Origin of the sequence: Mesorhizobium sp. WSM4976 (assembly GCF_029625685.1) — a bacterium.
GTDB lineage: Bacteria > Pseudomonadota > Alphaproteobacteria > Rhizobiales > Rhizobiaceae > Mesorhizobium.
The window spans coordinates 1-14,670 of the sequence record NZ_JARTVT010000021.1 but is presented as its reverse complement, the minus strand read 5'-3'; the positions used below and the strand labels follow the sequence as shown (position 1 = coordinate 14,670).

Annotated in this window: 12 protein-coding genes and 2 pseudogenes; 8 read left to right on the top strand and 6 right to left on the bottom strand. The window is 63.9% G+C overall.

Going from position 1 to position 14,670, the window contains the following annotated elements; translation table 11 throughout:
* The first annotated feature begins 170 nt into the window (after positions 1-170).
* From P9272_RS24020 to P9272_RS24000, 5 genes are all read left to right on the top strand, one after another.
* A complete protein-coding gene (locus P9272_RS24020) occupies positions 171-1,523 on the top strand; it encodes an extracellular solute-binding protein (protein WP_128259804.1) in 1,353 nt (450 codons plus the stop codon).
* A gap of 165 nt (positions 1,524-1,688) precedes the next feature.
* Complete coding sequence (locus P9272_RS24015) at positions 1,689-2,573, top strand: ABC transporter permease subunit (protein WP_128259803.1); 885 nt, start codon at positions 1,689-1,691, stop codon at positions 2,571-2,573.
* Between the two features lie 8 nt (positions 2,574-2,581).
* Positions 2,582-3,496, top strand: a complete 915-nt coding sequence (locus P9272_RS24010) for an ABC transporter permease subunit (protein ID WP_128259802.1) — start codon at positions 2,582-2,584, stop codon at positions 3,494-3,496.
* A gap of 10 nt (positions 3,497-3,506) precedes the next feature.
* Positions 3,507-4,613: a sn-glycerol-3-phosphate ABC transporter ATP-binding protein UgpC gene (gene ugpC, locus P9272_RS24005; RefSeq protein ID WP_278162453.1), complete on the top strand. Its 1,107-nt coding sequence runs from the start codon at positions 3,507-3,509 to the stop codon at positions 4,611-4,613.
* Positions 4,614-4,659: 46 nt separating this feature from the next.
* Positions 4,660-5,457, top strand: coding sequence for a phosphodiesterase (locus P9272_RS24000; protein WP_128259800.1), 798 nt, complete (start codon positions 4,660-4,662; stop codon positions 5,455-5,457).
* A gap of 1 nt (position 5,458) precedes the next feature.
* Here P9272_RS24000 and P9272_RS23995 read toward each other — a convergent pair.
* The 5 genes and pseudogenes from P9272_RS23995 to P9272_RS23975 all read right to left on the bottom strand — a co-directional run bounded on the left by P9272_RS23995 (position 5,459) and on the right by P9272_RS23975 (position 10,001).
* Positions 5,459-5,856: pseudogene (locus tag P9272_RS23995) on the bottom strand (type II toxin-antitoxin system VapC family toxin).
* A pseudogene (locus P9272_RS23990) lies at positions 5,853-6,129 on the bottom strand (AbrB/MazE/SpoVT family DNA-binding domain-containing protein). The pseudogenes P9272_RS23995 and P9272_RS23990 overlap by 4 nt, the downstream one beginning before the upstream one ends.
* A gap of 53 nt (positions 6,130-6,182) precedes the next feature.
* A complete protein-coding gene (locus tag P9272_RS23985; RefSeq protein WP_278162452.1) occupies positions 6,183-7,265 on the bottom strand; it encodes an ABC transporter ATP-binding protein in 1,083 nt (360 codons plus the stop codon).
* Entirely contained in the window at positions 7,262-8,836 is a 1,575-nt protein-coding gene (locus P9272_RS23980) for an iron ABC transporter permease (protein WP_278162451.1), read from the bottom strand. The genes P9272_RS23985 and P9272_RS23980 overlap by 4 nt, the downstream gene beginning before the upstream one ends.
* Before the next feature lie 160 nt (positions 8,837-8,996).
* On the bottom strand, positions 8,997-10,001 hold the full coding sequence (locus P9272_RS23975) for an iron ABC transporter substrate-binding protein (RefSeq protein WP_278162450.1): 1,005 nt from the start codon (positions 9,999-10,001) through the stop codon (positions 8,997-8,999).
* 205 nt (positions 10,002-10,206) lie between these two features.
* Here P9272_RS23975 and P9272_RS23970 point away from each other — a divergent pair, with 205 nt between their 5' ends.
* From P9272_RS23970 to P9272_RS23960, 3 genes are all read left to right on the top strand, one after another.
* Positions 10,207-10,743, top strand: coding sequence for a sigma-70 family RNA polymerase sigma factor (locus tag P9272_RS23970; protein WP_278162449.1), 537 nt, complete (start codon positions 10,207-10,209; stop codon positions 10,741-10,743).
* 1 nt (position 10,744) lies between these two features.
* The gene (locus P9272_RS23965) at positions 10,745-11,383 is read left to right on the top strand and encodes an NrsF family protein (RefSeq protein WP_128259793.1); all 639 of its coding nucleotides are present in this window, start codon (positions 10,745-10,747) and stop codon (positions 11,381-11,383) included.
* A 150-nt stretch (positions 11,384-11,533) separates the two neighbouring features.
* Positions 11,534-13,495 carry a PAS domain S-box protein gene (locus tag P9272_RS23960; protein ID WP_278162448.1) on the top strand — a complete coding sequence of 654 codons (1,962 nt, stop codon included), beginning with the start codon at positions 11,534-11,536 and terminating at the stop codon, positions 13,493-13,495.
* An 18-nt stretch (positions 13,496-13,513) separates the two neighbouring features.
* On the opposite strand, the gene P9272_RS23955 is transcribed toward P9272_RS23960, so the two are convergent.
* Entirely contained in the window at positions 13,514-14,392 is an 879-nt protein-coding gene (locus P9272_RS23955) for a 3-hydroxybutyryl-CoA dehydrogenase (protein ID WP_278162447.1), read from the bottom strand.
* Between the last annotated feature and the right edge of the window lie 278 nt (positions 14,393-14,670).

Genomic DNA, 14,670 nt, shown 5'->3' with positions numbered 1-14,670 from the left:
TGTGACGTTTTCATGCCGGCATGCCGCTACGAGGGGAGGAGAGACTGGTTGTCCACAGGGGTCGCTTGGCGGTCCTGAGGCCACAACAGAACTGTCACATACCTTCTCTATGAGAGCGGGCAAGGACTTGCGCAAAACCCTTGTCACACTGCCACTCAAGAGGGAAAACCATGACGATCATCAAGCGGGGCTTCGCTGCCCTTGCCGCCGGCGCGCTCAGCACCGCGCTTGCGGTTCCTGCTATTGCCGAGCCGGTCAAATTCGATTTCTGGTTCGGTCTTTCGGGCGATCTTGCCCGCGTCGTCGACACGCTGTGCAAGAACTTCAACGATTCCCAGAAGGATTATCAGGTCGTCTGCACCAGCCAGGGCAATTACGACGCCACGCTGCAGAATACGATCGCCGCCTTCCGCGCCGGCAAGCAGCCTACCGTCGTCCAGGTCTATGACGTCGGCACGGCCACCATGATGCTGTCGGGCGCCTACAAGCCCGCCGACAAGCTGATGGAAGAGAACGGCTACAAGATCGACTACAGCGATTATTTCCCCGGCATCGCCCGCTATTACGCTACGTCGAAGGGCGAGATGCTGTCCTTCCCGTTCAACTCCTCGACGGCACTGATGTACTGGAACAAGGACGCCTTCGCCAAGATCGGCAAGACCGAGGCGCCGAAGACCTGGGAAGATGTCGGCGCCGACCTCAAGGCGCTCAAGGACGCCGGCTATGATTGCCCGATGGCGATCAACATCTCGGCCAACGAAAGCTGGCAGCTGATGGAGCAGTTCTCGGCGCTGCACAACCAGCCTATCGCCACCAAGAACAATGGCTATGACGGCCTCGACGCGCGTCTGGAAGTCAACAAGACCAAGTTCGTCCAGTACGTCACCGACTTGAAGAAGTGGTATGACGCCGGTCTCATCAAGATCAAGTCCAAGGACCTCGGCCAGGATATGGTGCAGGCTTTCGCCACCGGCACCTGCCAGGTCATCCTGACCTCGGTCGGCGACCACGGCACGGTGGGCCGCACCCAGAAGGAAGGCATGAAGTGGGATGTCGCCGAGCTGCCGGTCTATGCCGGCACCGAGCGCAAGAACTCGCTGGTCGGCGGCGCTTCGCTGTGGGTGCTGTCCGGCAAGTCGGACGCCGAATACAAGGGCGCAGCCGCGTTCCTCAACTTCATCCACGATCCCAAGACCGCTTTGTTCTGGTCGACCAACACCGGCTATATCCCGGTGACGAAGTCCGGCTTCGATTTCATGAAGTCCAGCGGCTTCTACGACAAGGCGCCTTACAAGGGCCGCGAGGTGGCGATCGAGAGCCTGACCGCGTCGGAGCCGACCGAGATCACCCGCGGCATCCGCCTCGGCAACTTCACCCAGATCCGCGCGGAGTTCGGCACGCAGATGCAGGCGATCTTTGCCAACAAGGTCAGCGTGCAGGAAGGCCTCGACGCGCTGGTCAAGAACGGCGACGCCATCCTCGAGCGCTTCCAGCAGACCTATCCGGGCAAGACCCTGCCCTGATCCCGGCTAGTGGAACGGCCGCCCGCGAGGATTCGACGGGCGGCCATTTCATATAGCTTGATTACACGCATGTCTTTGTCCCGAAACCGGTTTCCACTTTCGGGAGACATGCTCTAGTCTTGCGCCAAGAAAGCGGGCTGGCGGTTCAACGACATCGGCGGATCGATGGAAAAGCGCGTCACTTTCGGCAGATGGACCATCGGCATCCTATTCGCGGTGCCGCAGCTCCTTCTGATCTTCACCTTCTTCTACTGGCCTGCCGGCCAGGCGGTCTATTGGTCGCTCACCCTGCAACAGCCCTGGGGCGGCGGCAACATTTGGGTCGGACTCGACAATTTCCGCTCGATCCTCGCCAACGCCGACTACTGGAACTCCATCACCGCCAGCCTTGTCTTCGCGGGGATCAGCACCGGCCTGGCGATGGTCGTCGCGCTGGTGCTTGCCGCCTTGACCGACCGGCAGCTTGCCGGCTCGCGCCTCTATCGGGTCGTGCTGATCTGGCCCTACGGCATCGCCGCACCCGCTCTGGCGCTGGCGTTTCGTTTCATCCTGGCGCCGGAAGCCGGCTTCATGGCCGTCGTCAACAAGCTCTGGCCCGGTTTCTGGGACCCCGGCCTCGACGGCGCCGACGCGATGGCCTCGATCATTATCGCCTTTTCCTGGAAATATGTCGGCTATAATTTCATATTCTTCCTCGCCGCCTTCCAGGCTATCCCGCGTTCGCTGATCGAGGCGGCGGCGATGGACGGCTCCGGCGTCATCCGGCGCTTCCGGGACATCCAGTTTCCGCTGATCACACCGACCATCTTCTTCCTGCTGGTCATCAATATCACCGAGAGTTTCCAGGACTCCTTCGGTATCGTCGACATCATGACCGCCGGCGGGCCGGCCAACGCCACCAATCTGATGGTCTACAAGATCTATTCCGACGGCTTCAAAGGCTTGGATTATTCCGGCGCGGCCGCGCAAAGCATCATCCTGATGCTGCTCATCATCGCGCTCACCATCGTCCAGTTCCGCTTCATCGAGCGGCGCGTGCATTATCGTTGAGTCCGGCCATGGTCGAGCGCACCCCGATCCTCAATTTCTTCACGCATCTGATTTTGTTCGTCGGCTTCATTTTCTGCGTGGCGCCGTTCGTCATAGTGGCGATCGCCGCCTCGCACAATCTGAAGGACGTCAACGATGTGCCGATGTCGCTGCTGCCGGGGAGCGACTTCTGGGTCAACATCAAGACGGCGTGGACGACGGCGGATCTCGGCCCAAAACTGCTCAACTCCTTCATCATGGCGTTCGGCGTTGCCGCCGGCAAAGTGATCATCTCGGCGCTCACGGCCTTCTCGATCGTCTATTTCCGCTATCCCGGCCGCATGCTGATCTTCTGGCTAATCTTCATCACGCTGATGCTGCCGCTCGAAGTGCGCATCGTGCCGACCTATGCGGTGGTCGCCAACGTGTTCGAGCCCTATCAGACGATCATGGACCTGACAGGGCTGTCCTGGCTGATCGAGAAGCTGTCCGGCGTTCAGGTCCAGCTCAGCCTCGGGCTGCTCAATTCCTATAGCGGCCTGATCCTGCCATTGGTCGCCACCGCCACCGGCACCTTCCTCTACCGCCAGTTCTTCCTGACCGTGCCGGACGAACTGACCGAGGCCGCGCGCATGGACGGCGCGGGCGCGCTGCGTTTCTTCGTCGATATCCTGTTGCCGCTGTCGCGCAACAACATGGCGGCGCTCGGCACCATCATGTTCCTGTGGGCCTGGAACCAGTATCTGTGGCCATTGCTCATCACCACCGACCAGTCGCACGCGATGGCGGTGACCGAGCTCAAGCAGCTCATTCCCAATGTCGGCGGCGCGCCGGAATGGCATATCGCCATGGCCGGCACGCTGATCGTCATGCTGCCGCCGCTCTTCGTCGTGGTGCTGATGCAGCGCTGGTTCGTGCGCGGCCTGATCGCTACCGAAAAATAGGGAGACAAAAATGGCCTCCATAACCATTCGCGGCGTCAAGAAGAACTACGCCAAGACCCAGGTCGTGCACGGAGTCGACCTCGACTTCACCTCGGGCGAATTCGTCGTCATCCTGGGGCCGTCGGGCTGCGGCAAGTCCACCCTTTTGCGGATGATCGCGGGGCTGGAAGAGATATCCGACGGCACGATCGCTATCGACGGCAAGGTGGTCAACAAGCTCGAGCCGCGCGAGCGCGGCTGTGCCATGGTGTTCCAGAACTACGCGCTCTATCCGCATATGAGCGTGGCGCAGAACATCGGCTATTCGCTGAAAGTAGCGGGCGTTCCGTCGGCCGAACGCGCGCAGCGTATCCAGGCGGTGGCGCGCGTCCTGGAACTGGAGCATCTGCTTGACCGCAAGCCAATGGCGCTGTCCGGCGGCCAGCGCCAGCGCGTCGCCATGGGCCGCGCCATGATCCGCGAGCCCAAGGTGTTCCTCTTCGACGAGCCGCTCTCCAATCTCGACGCCAAGCTGCGCGTGCAGATGCGTTCCGAGATCCGCAAGCTGCACCGGCGTCTCAGCGCCACCTCCGTCTTCGTCACGCATGATCAGGTCGAGGCGATGACGCTGGCCGACCGGCTGGTGGTGATGAATGGCGGCCGCGTCGAACAGGTCGGCACGCCGGCGGAAGTCTACAGCCGGCCGGCAAGCCGCTTCGTCGCGACCTTCGTCGGCGCACCGGCGATGAACATGCTCGAAGGCGAAGTGACGCTCGACGGCATTTCGCTGCTGGGCGGCAGCCGCAAGCTCAACGTGTCGCGCGCGGGCCTTTCCGTGGGCGCGAAGGTCGCGGTCGGCGTCCGGCCCGAGGCGATGCGCATGGTCGCGCCAGGCACGCCTGGAGCGCTCGAGGCGACCGTCGATCTAATCGAGGAACTGGGCGCCGGCCGCGTCATCTATGTCGATCTCGACGGCGCGCCGTTCTCCATCGTGACGTCCGAGATTGTCCACCCCGAACCGGGCAGCACGGTCGGCCTGCAGTTCACCGAATCGGACCTGCATTTCTTCTCGTCGGAGACAGGAGGCAGGCTCGACGTGTTCAGGGCCTCGGTGCCGGAGCCGGCTCTCCAAGGGTGATCCCTTCCCGTCGGTTTTGCGAAGATTTGATTGAGAGGTTCAGGGCATGAAGATCATCCAGGTGACCGACGTCCATCTCGGCCGTCTGCGCGAGATACGATATGGCGCGAACCTGAGTGAGCGGCTCGATCATTGCATCGACCATATCAACCAACGCCACGGCGATGCGACGCTTTGTGTTTTTACCGGCGACTTGACCGACGACGGCGAGACCGACAGCTATGCCGACCTGAAGGCGGCGCTGAGCCGGCTCGCCGTGCCTTACCGGCTGCTGCCCGGAAACCATGACCGGCGCGCCAACCTGATCGCCGCCTTCCCCGAGAACGGAACCGACAGCAACGGCTTCGCGCAGTCGGTTTTCGACACGCCGGAAGGGCGGCTCGTCTTCCTCGACAGCCTGGCGGAAGGCCGCGTCACCGGCGAGTTGTGCGACGATCGGCTTGGCTGGCTCGATGCACGGCTCGCCGAGGCGGCAGGCAAGGCCGCCTATATCTTCCTGCACCATCCACCGGTCGAGCTCGGGCTCACGCTGCTAGACCCGCTCGGGCTCGAACAGCCGCAGCGGCTCATTGACGTGCTGACGCGCCACGGCAATGTCCGCTACATCTTCTTCGGGCATGTCCACCGCGACATCGCCGGCACCGTCGCCGGCATTCCGTTCTCGGTGCAGCGCGGCCTGCATGCCCGTTTCATGCTCGACGTGGTCGGCGACGAGATGGTCGAGCAGGCGCCGCCCGCCTATTCGATCATCCTGATCGACGGCGCGCGCGTCGTCATCCACAGCCACGATTTCCTGGAGCAATGGCCGCTCTGGTCGCCGGCGACGGGGCAGCGCGTGCGGTAGATCACTCGAGCAGCAGTGTGGGCGTTCCCTGTCCTTCGACCAATTTTACCGCTTTCCGATCGAAGGACACGAAGGTTTCACCGCCGAGCCACTGACCGTCGAAGGCTATCACGCCGTCCGCGAACTCTCCGCCGGCGTCGAGCACGGCCAGGCCTGCCTCGATCGTCGGCCGGTTAGCTACGATGTTGCGCATATCGAGGATGCGGCGGATCGAGGCGGAAATGTCGGGCCGCGCGACCCGGTAACTTCTGTCCAGCACCCAAACAAACTCGCAGAGCGCTTGAACGCTAATCGCGACCAGTTCGGCCCCTTCCAGGGTCTCGGCTGCGTCTGCTGTTGCGCTTCGTCGTCCCCGACAATGAGGCGCAATAGCACGTCGGTGTCGAGGCTGACCTTCACTTGCGCTCGATTGCGCGCATCCCGCTCGCGGCGCCCGCGTCGGCGATCGCATCGTTGATCTCCTCGATCGAAAGCTGTGCGTTGTTCGTCTTGCCCTTGAGCATCCCGCTCAGCTCTTGCCACGAGCCGCTGCCCTGGTCGGCTTTCAGCTCCGCTCGCCCACCAGGCAGAAGATCGAGCCTGATCTTGTCGCCGGGCCGGATGCCGAGGTGTTTGAGCACATCCTTCCCGGAACGTGACCTGGCCCCGCGCGGTAACCGTCAATGTCGTCATGAGGTGGCCTCCGCCGAAGATAATGCAGAATTGCATTATCCCCAAGGCGGAGATCAAGCAAAGACATGCGCCTTGCCGGTGACGGTTAGCCGCACGATCTCGCCGACCGCCGGCGCATCCATGCCTGTCCTGCGCAAAGTGAGCGGCGTGTTGCCGATCGCGGCCGCGTCCGGCGGATCCGGGCTGTTAAGCAGCCGTACCGCCACGGTGCAGACGGCGCCCGCAAATTCGCAGTCAGTCACCTCGCCGAACAGCATGTCCGGCGTGCCCGACATGCCTTCGCGCGAGGTCCGCTTGAGCAGGATCTGCTCGGGCCGCAGCATGATGCGCGCGACATCGCGCCGCTGCTTCGTGTCGACGGCGATGCGACCGAGCGGCGACACGGCGAAGCCGTCCGCGATCCTGGCGGGCACGATGATGGCGTCGCCGAGGAATTCAGCGACCATCCTGTCCTTGGGCTGGAAATAGAGCTCGCGCGGCGTGCCGACCTGCGAGAACAGTCCGTCGCGCATCACCGCCACCTGGCTGGCGAAGGACAGCGCCTCGGCCTGGTCGTGCGTGACCAGGATGGTGGTGATGCCCGCCTCTTCCAGAAGCTCGGCCACCGCCTTGCGCATCGAAGCACGAAGCCCGGTGTCGAGCGCCGAGAAGGGTTCGTCCAGCAGCATCAGCCTCGGCTTCATCGCCATGGCGCGCGCAAGCGCGACGCGCTGCTGCTGGCCACCGGACAATTCGTGCGGCCTGCGTTTCAGGACGGCCCTGTCCAGCCCGACGATATAGGCGAGTTCGACGATGCGCTCGTGCCGCTTATCGGCATTCCGCGCCATGCCGAAACCGATGTTGTCGGCGATGCTGAGATGCGGGAACAGGGCGCCATCCTGGGCCACCACACCGATGCCGCGGCGATGCGCCGGCACGGCCGCGTCGCCGTTGGCGAGGACCTTGCCGTCAAGCGCGATGCGGCCGCGGTCCGGCGCCTCGAAGCCGGCGATGAGCCGGAGCAAGGTCGTCTTGCCGCAGCCGGACGGTCCGACGATCGCGGTGCGGCTGCCGCTTTCGACCTGAAGGTCGACGCCGGCCAACGCCGTCACCGGACCATAGTTCTTGGCGACATCGTTGAGTTCGAGAAAGCTCATCGTCCGGCCATCCGCTTCGACTGGACGTAGAGCCACCAGGTCATCGGCAACGACATCGCCACCATGATCAGCGCGTAAGGGGCGGCGGAGGCGTAGTCGATCTCACCGCTGTATGACCAGAAGGCCATAGCCAGGGTGCGGGTACCGTTGGGCGCAAGCATCTGGGTGGCAGTGAGCTCGTTGGTGATGCCGAGCGCCACCATCGCCATGCCGGCTGCGGCGCCCGGCGCCGACAGGCGGATGGTTGTCGCCCACAGTGCCTTGACCGGCGGCCGGCCGAGGCTGGAAGCGGCGCGCTCCAGCTCCACCGGAGCCTGCGCGATCGATGCGCGCAAGCTTATCAGCGCGCGCGGCAGGAACATCAGCGCATAGCCGAACAGGATGGTGAACAGTGTCTGGTAGAGCGGCAGCGCGACGCGCACGGTGATCGTCACCAGCGCCAGCGCAACGACCACCCCCGGCAGGGCGCCGACGATGTAGTTGCAGCCCTCGAGCAGGCGCTGCAGCCGTCCCGGCGCGCGGATCGAGATCCAGGCCATCGGCATGGCGGCAACGGTTGCAAGCATGGCACCGACGATAGCAAGGAACAGCGTCTGACCGAGCGCCAGGCTGATCTCGTCCCAGCGCCAGACATCCGCGCCTCCCGCCAGCAACCAGCGGCCGACGGTGACGAAGGGGACGGCGAGCGACAGCAGCGCGGTGCCCGCGGGCAAGAACAGGCAGGCCGGCGTGGCGCGGCCAAGCCGGGCGCGCTGCTGCTTGCGCGCGGCGCCGGAACCGACGCGCGCATAGCGCTCCTCGCCGCGCACCGTCACCTCGATAGCGAGCAGGAAAAGGCAGCAAGCCACCAGCACGGCGGCCAGCATGTTCGCGGCCGGGCCGTTGAAGGTCGACTGGAACTGGTCGACGATCGCGGTGGTGAACGTGTCGAAGCGGATGAAGACAAAGAGGCCGTATTCGGCGAGCAGATGCAGGCCGACCAATAGCGAGCCGCCGCAGATGGCAAGCCTCAACTGCGGCAGGACGACGCGCGCGAAAACCCGCCACGGACCGAGGCCAAGCGCCGCCGCCGCATCCTCCAGCGCCGGGTCGAGACGGCGCAACGCGGCGGAGATCGGCAGATAGAGGAACGGGAAATAGGCGATGACGGAGACAAGCACGCCGGCCCATAGCCCGTGCAGGCCCGGAACGAAGCTGATCCAGGCATAGGAGTGCACGAAAGCAGGGATGGCGAGCGGCGCCACCGACAGCCACGACCACAGCCGATTGCCCGGCAGGTCGCTGCGTTCCGTCAGCCAAGCCAGCGCCACCGACAGCGTGATGGCGATCGGCACGGTGATGATAACGAGGAGCACGGTGTTGATCAGCAGCTCTCCGACCCGCGGACGGAAGATCAGGGCCACCACCGTATCCCAGCCGGTCTGCATCGCGATCCAGACGATGAAGGCGAGAGGCAGCAGCGCGATCAGCGAGATCAGAGCCGCGGCGAGCATGATCCACGACATTGCCCGGCGCTTCTTCATTCCGGCCGCCGGCAGCGCGGAAGGCGTGAGGTGGATCGCGGACGCCATCAGTCGGAATAGGTCGCCTGGAAGCGACGTGATGAACCGCGGACGCGGCCGCAAACGCAGATGATCGTCATCGACGAGGCCATCTCCAAAACAAAAGCGCTCCCACGGAAGCGAGTTCCCGCGGGAGCACGGTCGTTTGCCCTTTTAGGACGAACGGGAACTAAAGCAAGCCAGCTTGCGTCATCAGGTCGATGACCTTCTTGGAATTCAGCGTCGCCGGATCGATTTTCGGCGCCTGCAGGTCGGCCAGCGGCACCAGCTTCGGGTTGGACTGTGCATCCTTGCCGACCGCATATTCATATGACGTGCCCGTCTTCAGCACGTCCTGGCCGCCCTTGCCGGTCACCCATTTCAGGAACGCCTGGGCTTCCTTCTGATGCTTGCTGGAAGCCAGCACGCCGCCGCCCGACACTGAGACGAAGGCGCCCGGGTCCTGGTTCTTGAAGTAATGCAGGCCGACATTCTTGCTGTTCTCGCCGGTCTTGGCCTGATCGCCGAACCAGTAATAGTGGTAGATCACGCCCCCATCGATCTCTCCGGCATTGACCGCCTTCATGACAGTGCTGTTGCCCTTGTAGGCGGTGAAGTTCTCCTTCATCGCCTTCAGCCAGTCGGCGGTGGCGGCCTCGCCCTTAACCTGGAGCAGGGCGCTGACGATGGCCTGGAAGTCGGCCCCGGAGGGCGAGGCGGCCCAGCGACCTTTCCAGCTCGGATCGGCGAGGTCCAGCAGCGACTTGGGCAACTGGTCTTGCTTGAGCTTGTCCTGGTTGTAGGCAAATACCGTGCTGCGGGCGGCGACGCCTACCCACTTGCCGCTGGACGGCTGGTATTCCTGGGGAACCTGGGCGAGGGTGCCGGCGTCGACCGGGGCGAACAGGCCGGCCGCCTCGACAAGCGCCATCGCCGGCGAATTCTCGGTCAGGAAGACGTCGGCCGGCGAGGCCGCGCCCTCCGCGACGATCTGATTGGAGAAATCGCTGTCGCCGCCATTCCGCAGTGTCACCCTGATGCCGGTTTCCTTGGTGAAGCCTGCAGCCCATTCCTTGGCGAGGCTCTCATGCTGCGCGTTGTAGACGACGATGCCCTGATCCTCTGCCATGGCCGGGCCGGCGATCACGCCGAGCGCCATCGCGGCGCCGGCGAGCGTGGAAAGGGCAATCTTCATAGGGCATCGTCCTTAAATCTGGAGACAGGGGTCAATCGGATCGCACCTATCAATACCTGATTGAGAAAGTCAACATTGCGGGCAGCTCCAATCCGTCGCCATGCCCAGCAAACTTTCGTGATTTACCGGCAGTTTGGCTTGGACATTATTTCGCCGGCCACGTAACAAACCAGGGCCGAGATGCGAACTTCGGGGGTGAACTCTTGTGACCGGCAAGGACGAGGCAGAGCTCTCCGGGCTGCTTAGGGCCGCGATCGCGGGAGACGAAAGGGCTTATGCCGACTTTCTGCACCGTATCGCCGCCCTCGTTCGCGGTTTTGTCCGGCGCAAGGTCGTACAGGGCGGGGTCGACCCCGAGGACGTCGTGCAGGAAACCTTGCTGGCCATTCATGTGAAACGCCACACCTGGCGGTCGGACGCGCCGGTGTTGCCCTGGGTCTACGCGATCGCCCGCTTCAAGCTTATCGACGCGTTTCGCCGGCGAGGGCGCCGCATCGAGGTCGAGATCGACGAGATCGCCGAGACCTTCGCCGAGCCGGAGACGGAGACGGTCAGCGAGCGCGACATCAACCGGGCGCTCGAGGGACTGCCGCCGACGCAGCGTTCGGTCGTCTCGTCAATCTCGGTCGACGGCCATTCGATCGGCGAGACCGCCGCCAAGCTCGGCGTCAGCGAAACGGCGGTGCGCGTGTCGTTACATCGGGGCCTCGCCGCGATCGCCAAGAGGTTTGGACGACAGTGACATGAGGACTGAGGATCTCATCAAGGCGCTCGACGCCGACGCCCGCGGCAAGGCGATGCCGATGGGTAAAGCATGGTGGCTGGCGGTCGGCGTGGCGGCGGTGATCGCGGCAGCCGTGTTCTTTACGACCATCGGGCCGCGTCCCGACTTCATGCCGGCCATGCATACGATGCGTTTCATGTCGAAATTCGTGTTCACGCTGGTGCTTGCGGTCAGCGCCTTCGCGCTGATCCGCGCGCTGTCTATGCCGGGTGCCTCGACCAGGCGGGCGATGGCATGGATGGTTGCCGCGCCGCTTCTGGTCGTGCTGGCGGTGGTTCTGGAGCTTTTCGCCATACCCCAGGCTGACTGGGGCAGGCGGCTCATCGGCTCGAACATGATGATCTGCATGACTTTCATCCCGCTGATCGGCGTTGGTCCGCTGGCAATCTTCCTCGGCATGCTGCGCTACGGCGCGCCGACGCGCCCCGTGCTCGCGGGCGCCGTCGCCGGCCTGCTCGCCGGGGGGCTCGCCGCAACCTTCTATGCCGCGCATTGTTTCGACGATTCCCCGCTTTTCGTCGCCACCTGGTACACGATCGCGATCGCCTTACTCGCGCTGCTCGGAGCCATCGGCGGTCGGCTTTTCGTGCGCTGGTAGCCCGCTGGGTGGTTTCGAAACATTCCCTTAATCATGCCGGAAATTGTTTGCCGGTTAGCGGAGCGATCGCCATCATCTGCGCAACCATTCCTTAAAGCCGATCCGCCAGGGTTGTGGCACGTACAGTTGCGTGTTGGGGTGGATCGCATCGTGGCGTGGTTGAACTGGAAAGGGCTTCGCGCCGACAGGCACGCCGCGCAGGGGCTGCTGGCGGTCGGCCTGGTTGCCACCGCCGTATCGATCCTGCTGCCGCGCCTCGAGTTCGGCGCCGGCGCGCTGCGGCTCTGCCTGCAAATTTCCGTGGCCATCACCGCCGCGACGCTGTTCTTGTCGGCGCTGTTCATCCATCGCATCGTTGATGACCGCCGGCAGATCGCCGAGAGCGAGCAGCGCTTCCGCCGCGCCATGGAGGATTCGGCGATCGGCGTCGCCATCGTCGGCCTGGACGGTCGCATCCAGCAGGCCAATCCAGCTTTCGCCGCGATGCTTGGCTACAGCCGTCCGGAGATCGAGGCGCTGTCCTTCCCGCAGATCACGCATCCGGACGATCTTTCGATCGGCAGTGAGACGATGATGAATGTGCAGGAAGGCAGGATCAGCTCCTTCCATTTCGAAAAGCGCTACCTCAGGAAGGACGGGACTCCAGTCTGGGCGCAGCTCGCCGGCTCGGTCATCCTCGACGAGGACACCGGCAAGCCGCTGTATCTGGTGTCGCAAATCGAGGACGTCGACGCGCGCAAGCAAGCGGAGGCACGCATCGCCGAGGCGGAGACACGCTGGAACTTCGCGCTGACCAGCGCCGGACAGGGTATCTGGAGCCTCGATATGCGCAAAGGCGGCACGACTTATTCCGGAACCTGGGTGAAGATGCTGGGATATGCCGATGGCGAACTCGACGGTGATCCCGACCGCTGGCTGACCATGATCCACCCCGACGATCGCGAACGCGTCGCCGAGGCGGATCGCGCGCATCTTGCCGGCGAGACGCCTTTTTTCGAAGCCGAATTCCGGATGCGGCACAAGGACGGGCATTGGGTCTGGATCCTCGACCGCGGCAAGATGATCGAGCGCGACGCCGAGGGCCGGGTGATCCGCGCCATCGGCAGCCTGACCGATATCACGCAGCGCAAGGAGGCCGAGGCGCGGCTGATGGTTTCGGCGGCGATGCTGGCCGACGAGAAGGAGCGTCTGAGGGTCACGCTGCAGTCGATCGGCGACGCGGTGATCTGCACCGATGCCGCCAACCGCATCACCTTCATGAACCCGGTCGCGGAAAAGCTCACCGGCGTCGACGTGGGCGAGGCCTTGGGAAAGGTGCTCGGCCATGTTTACTGGGCGGTCGACGAGGAAAGCGGGCGGAGGATCGGCCTGACGCGCCCTTCGGCGAGCGAGCAGCGTTCATGTGATCAGAACACGCGCGCGGTTCTCGTGCGGCGCGACGATACGCGCTGCAGCATCCGCCAGGTGGTTTCGCCGATCATGAACGACCGCGAGGAGTTCTGCGGCCTAGTCATCGTCTTCCAGGACTTCACCGACGCGCGCGCCCTGCAGCGTCAGCTGGCCTACGCAGCCGCCCATGATGCGCTGACCGGGCTTGCCAACCGTTCGAGCTTCATCCGCACCATGGAGGAACTGGTCGACCAATGCCGCCTTAATGGCGGCGAGCACCAGTTCATGTTCGTCGATCTCGACCACTTCAAGGCCGTCAATGACACCGGCGGCCATGCCGCGGGCGATGCGCTGCTCAGGCGCGTGGCCGATACATTGCGCAGTGTGCTTGGCCCGGAAGATATCGTCGCGCGGCTCGGCGGCGACGAGTTCGCCATCATCCTCAAATCAGGCGCTGCTGCGCGCGGGCCGGTCGCGGCGCGCTCGATCATTGACGCCATCCGCAGCCTCAATTTCAGTTGGGACGGTCGCCCGCATTCGATCGGCGCCAGCATCGGGCTTGCGCCGATCCGCGCCGGTTGCGGCGAGGTGGACGAGATCATCGCCCGCGCCGATGCTGCCTGCTACGATGCCAAGGCGGCAGGCCGCGGCTGCGTTTCCGAGGCTCTCTATGAGGATATCAGGGACGACAGCGCGCCGGCTCCGCTCGCCGCTGCTTCCTGATCGGAAGCCGCTCTGGATTCAGCGCGTCGGCACCGGGTGATCGCCGCGATAGTCGTAGAAACCGCGCCCGGTCTTGCGGCCGAGCCAGCCGGCCTCGACATATTTCACCAGCAACGGGCAGGGGCGGTATTTCGAGTCCGACAGGCCATCATGCAGCACCTGCATGATCGACAGGCACGTGTCGAGACCGATGAAGTCGGCGAGCTGCAGCGGGCCCATCGGATGGTTGGCGCCGAGCCGCATGGCTGTGTCGATGGCGTCGACCGTGCCGACGCCCTCATAGAGCGTGTAGATGGCCTCGTTGATCATCGGCAAAAGGATGCGGTTGACGATGAAGGCCGGGAAATCCTCCGAGACGGTGATCGTCTTGTCGAGGTGCTTCACATAGGTCTTGGCCGCCTCGAACGTCTGGTCCTCGGTGGCGATGCCGCGCACGAGCTCGACCAGCTTCATCACCGGCACCGGGTTCATGAAATGTATGCCGATGAAGCGCTCGGGGCGGTCTGTCTGGGCGGCAAGCCGGGTGATCGAGATCGACGAGGTGTTGGTCGCGAGTATCGCTTCCGGATTGAGCTGCGGGCAAAGCTGCGCGTAGATCTTGCGCTTGACGGTCTCGTCCTCGGTTGCGGCTTCGATCACGAGGTCGGCGGCGGCAAGATCGGCCATCGCCGGGGCGGCGGAGATGCGCGCCATTGCTTCGTTGCGCGCCTTTTCCTCGAGCTTGCCGGAGCCGACCTGGCGGGCCATGTTGCCGCTGATGGTGGCGATGCCCTTCTCGATCCGGTCGGCCGATATGTCGTGGATCAGGACCTTGTAGCCGCCCAGCGCCGAGACATGGGCGATACCGCCACCCATTTGACCCGCGCCGACAATGCCGATCGTCTCGATCTTGCTCATTACCCCGATCCCGTCCGGAACGCCTGCACTCCTTGAAGCACAAAGACGCTCCTGCTTGTTTTGTCTCCCGCAATCCGGATGCGAAACCGCCGGATTGGCTCCGGGCCTTGATGGCCCGCTTTTTGTGCAGTGCAAACTAAAAGGGCGGGGCGACTTCGTCTACCCCACCCTTTGGATTTTAATATGCCAGAACGGACGGCGTCAAAGCGCCTTTTGCAGCTCCGGCAAAATGACGAAGAGATCGCCGACCAGGCCGTAGTCGGCAACCTGGAAGATCG

Bases quoted from the DNA above. Each gene is read 5' to 3' on its own strand.
- P9272_RS24020 (WP_128259804.1), top strand. From the start codon at position 171: ATGACGATCATCAAGCGGGGCTTCGCTGCCCTTGCCGCCGGCGCGCTC.
- P9272_RS24015 (WP_128259803.1), top strand. From the start codon at position 1,689: ATGGAAAAGCGCGTCACTTTCGGCAGATGGACCATCGGCATCCTATTC.
- P9272_RS24010 (WP_128259802.1), top strand. From the start codon at position 2,582: ATGGTCGAGCGCACCCCGATCCTCAATTTCTTCACGCATCTGATTTTG.
- ugpC (WP_278162453.1), top strand. From the start codon at position 3,507: ATGGCCTCCATAACCATTCGCGGCGTCAAGAAGAACTACGCCAAGACC.
- P9272_RS24000 (WP_128259800.1), top strand. From the start codon at position 4,660: ATGAAGATCATCCAGGTGACCGACGTCCATCTCGGCCGTCTGCGCGAG.
- P9272_RS23985 (WP_278162452.1), bottom strand. From the start codon at position 7,265: ATGAGCTTTCTCGAACTCAACGATGTCGCCAAGAACTATGGTCCGGTG.
- P9272_RS23980 (WP_278162451.1), bottom strand. From the start codon at position 8,836: ATGGCGTCCGCGATCCACCTCACGCCTTCCGCGCTGCCGGCGGCCGGA.
- P9272_RS23975 (WP_278162450.1), bottom strand. From the start codon at position 10,001: ATGAAGATTGCCCTTTCCACGCTCGCCGGCGCCGCGATGGCGCTCGGC.
- P9272_RS23965 (WP_128259793.1), top strand. From the start codon at position 10,745: ATGAGGACTGAGGATCTCATCAAGGCGCTCGACGCCGACGCCCGCGGC.
- P9272_RS23955 (WP_278162447.1), bottom strand. From the start codon at position 14,392: ATGAGCAAGATCGAGACGATCGGCATTGTCGGCGCGGGTCAAATGGGT.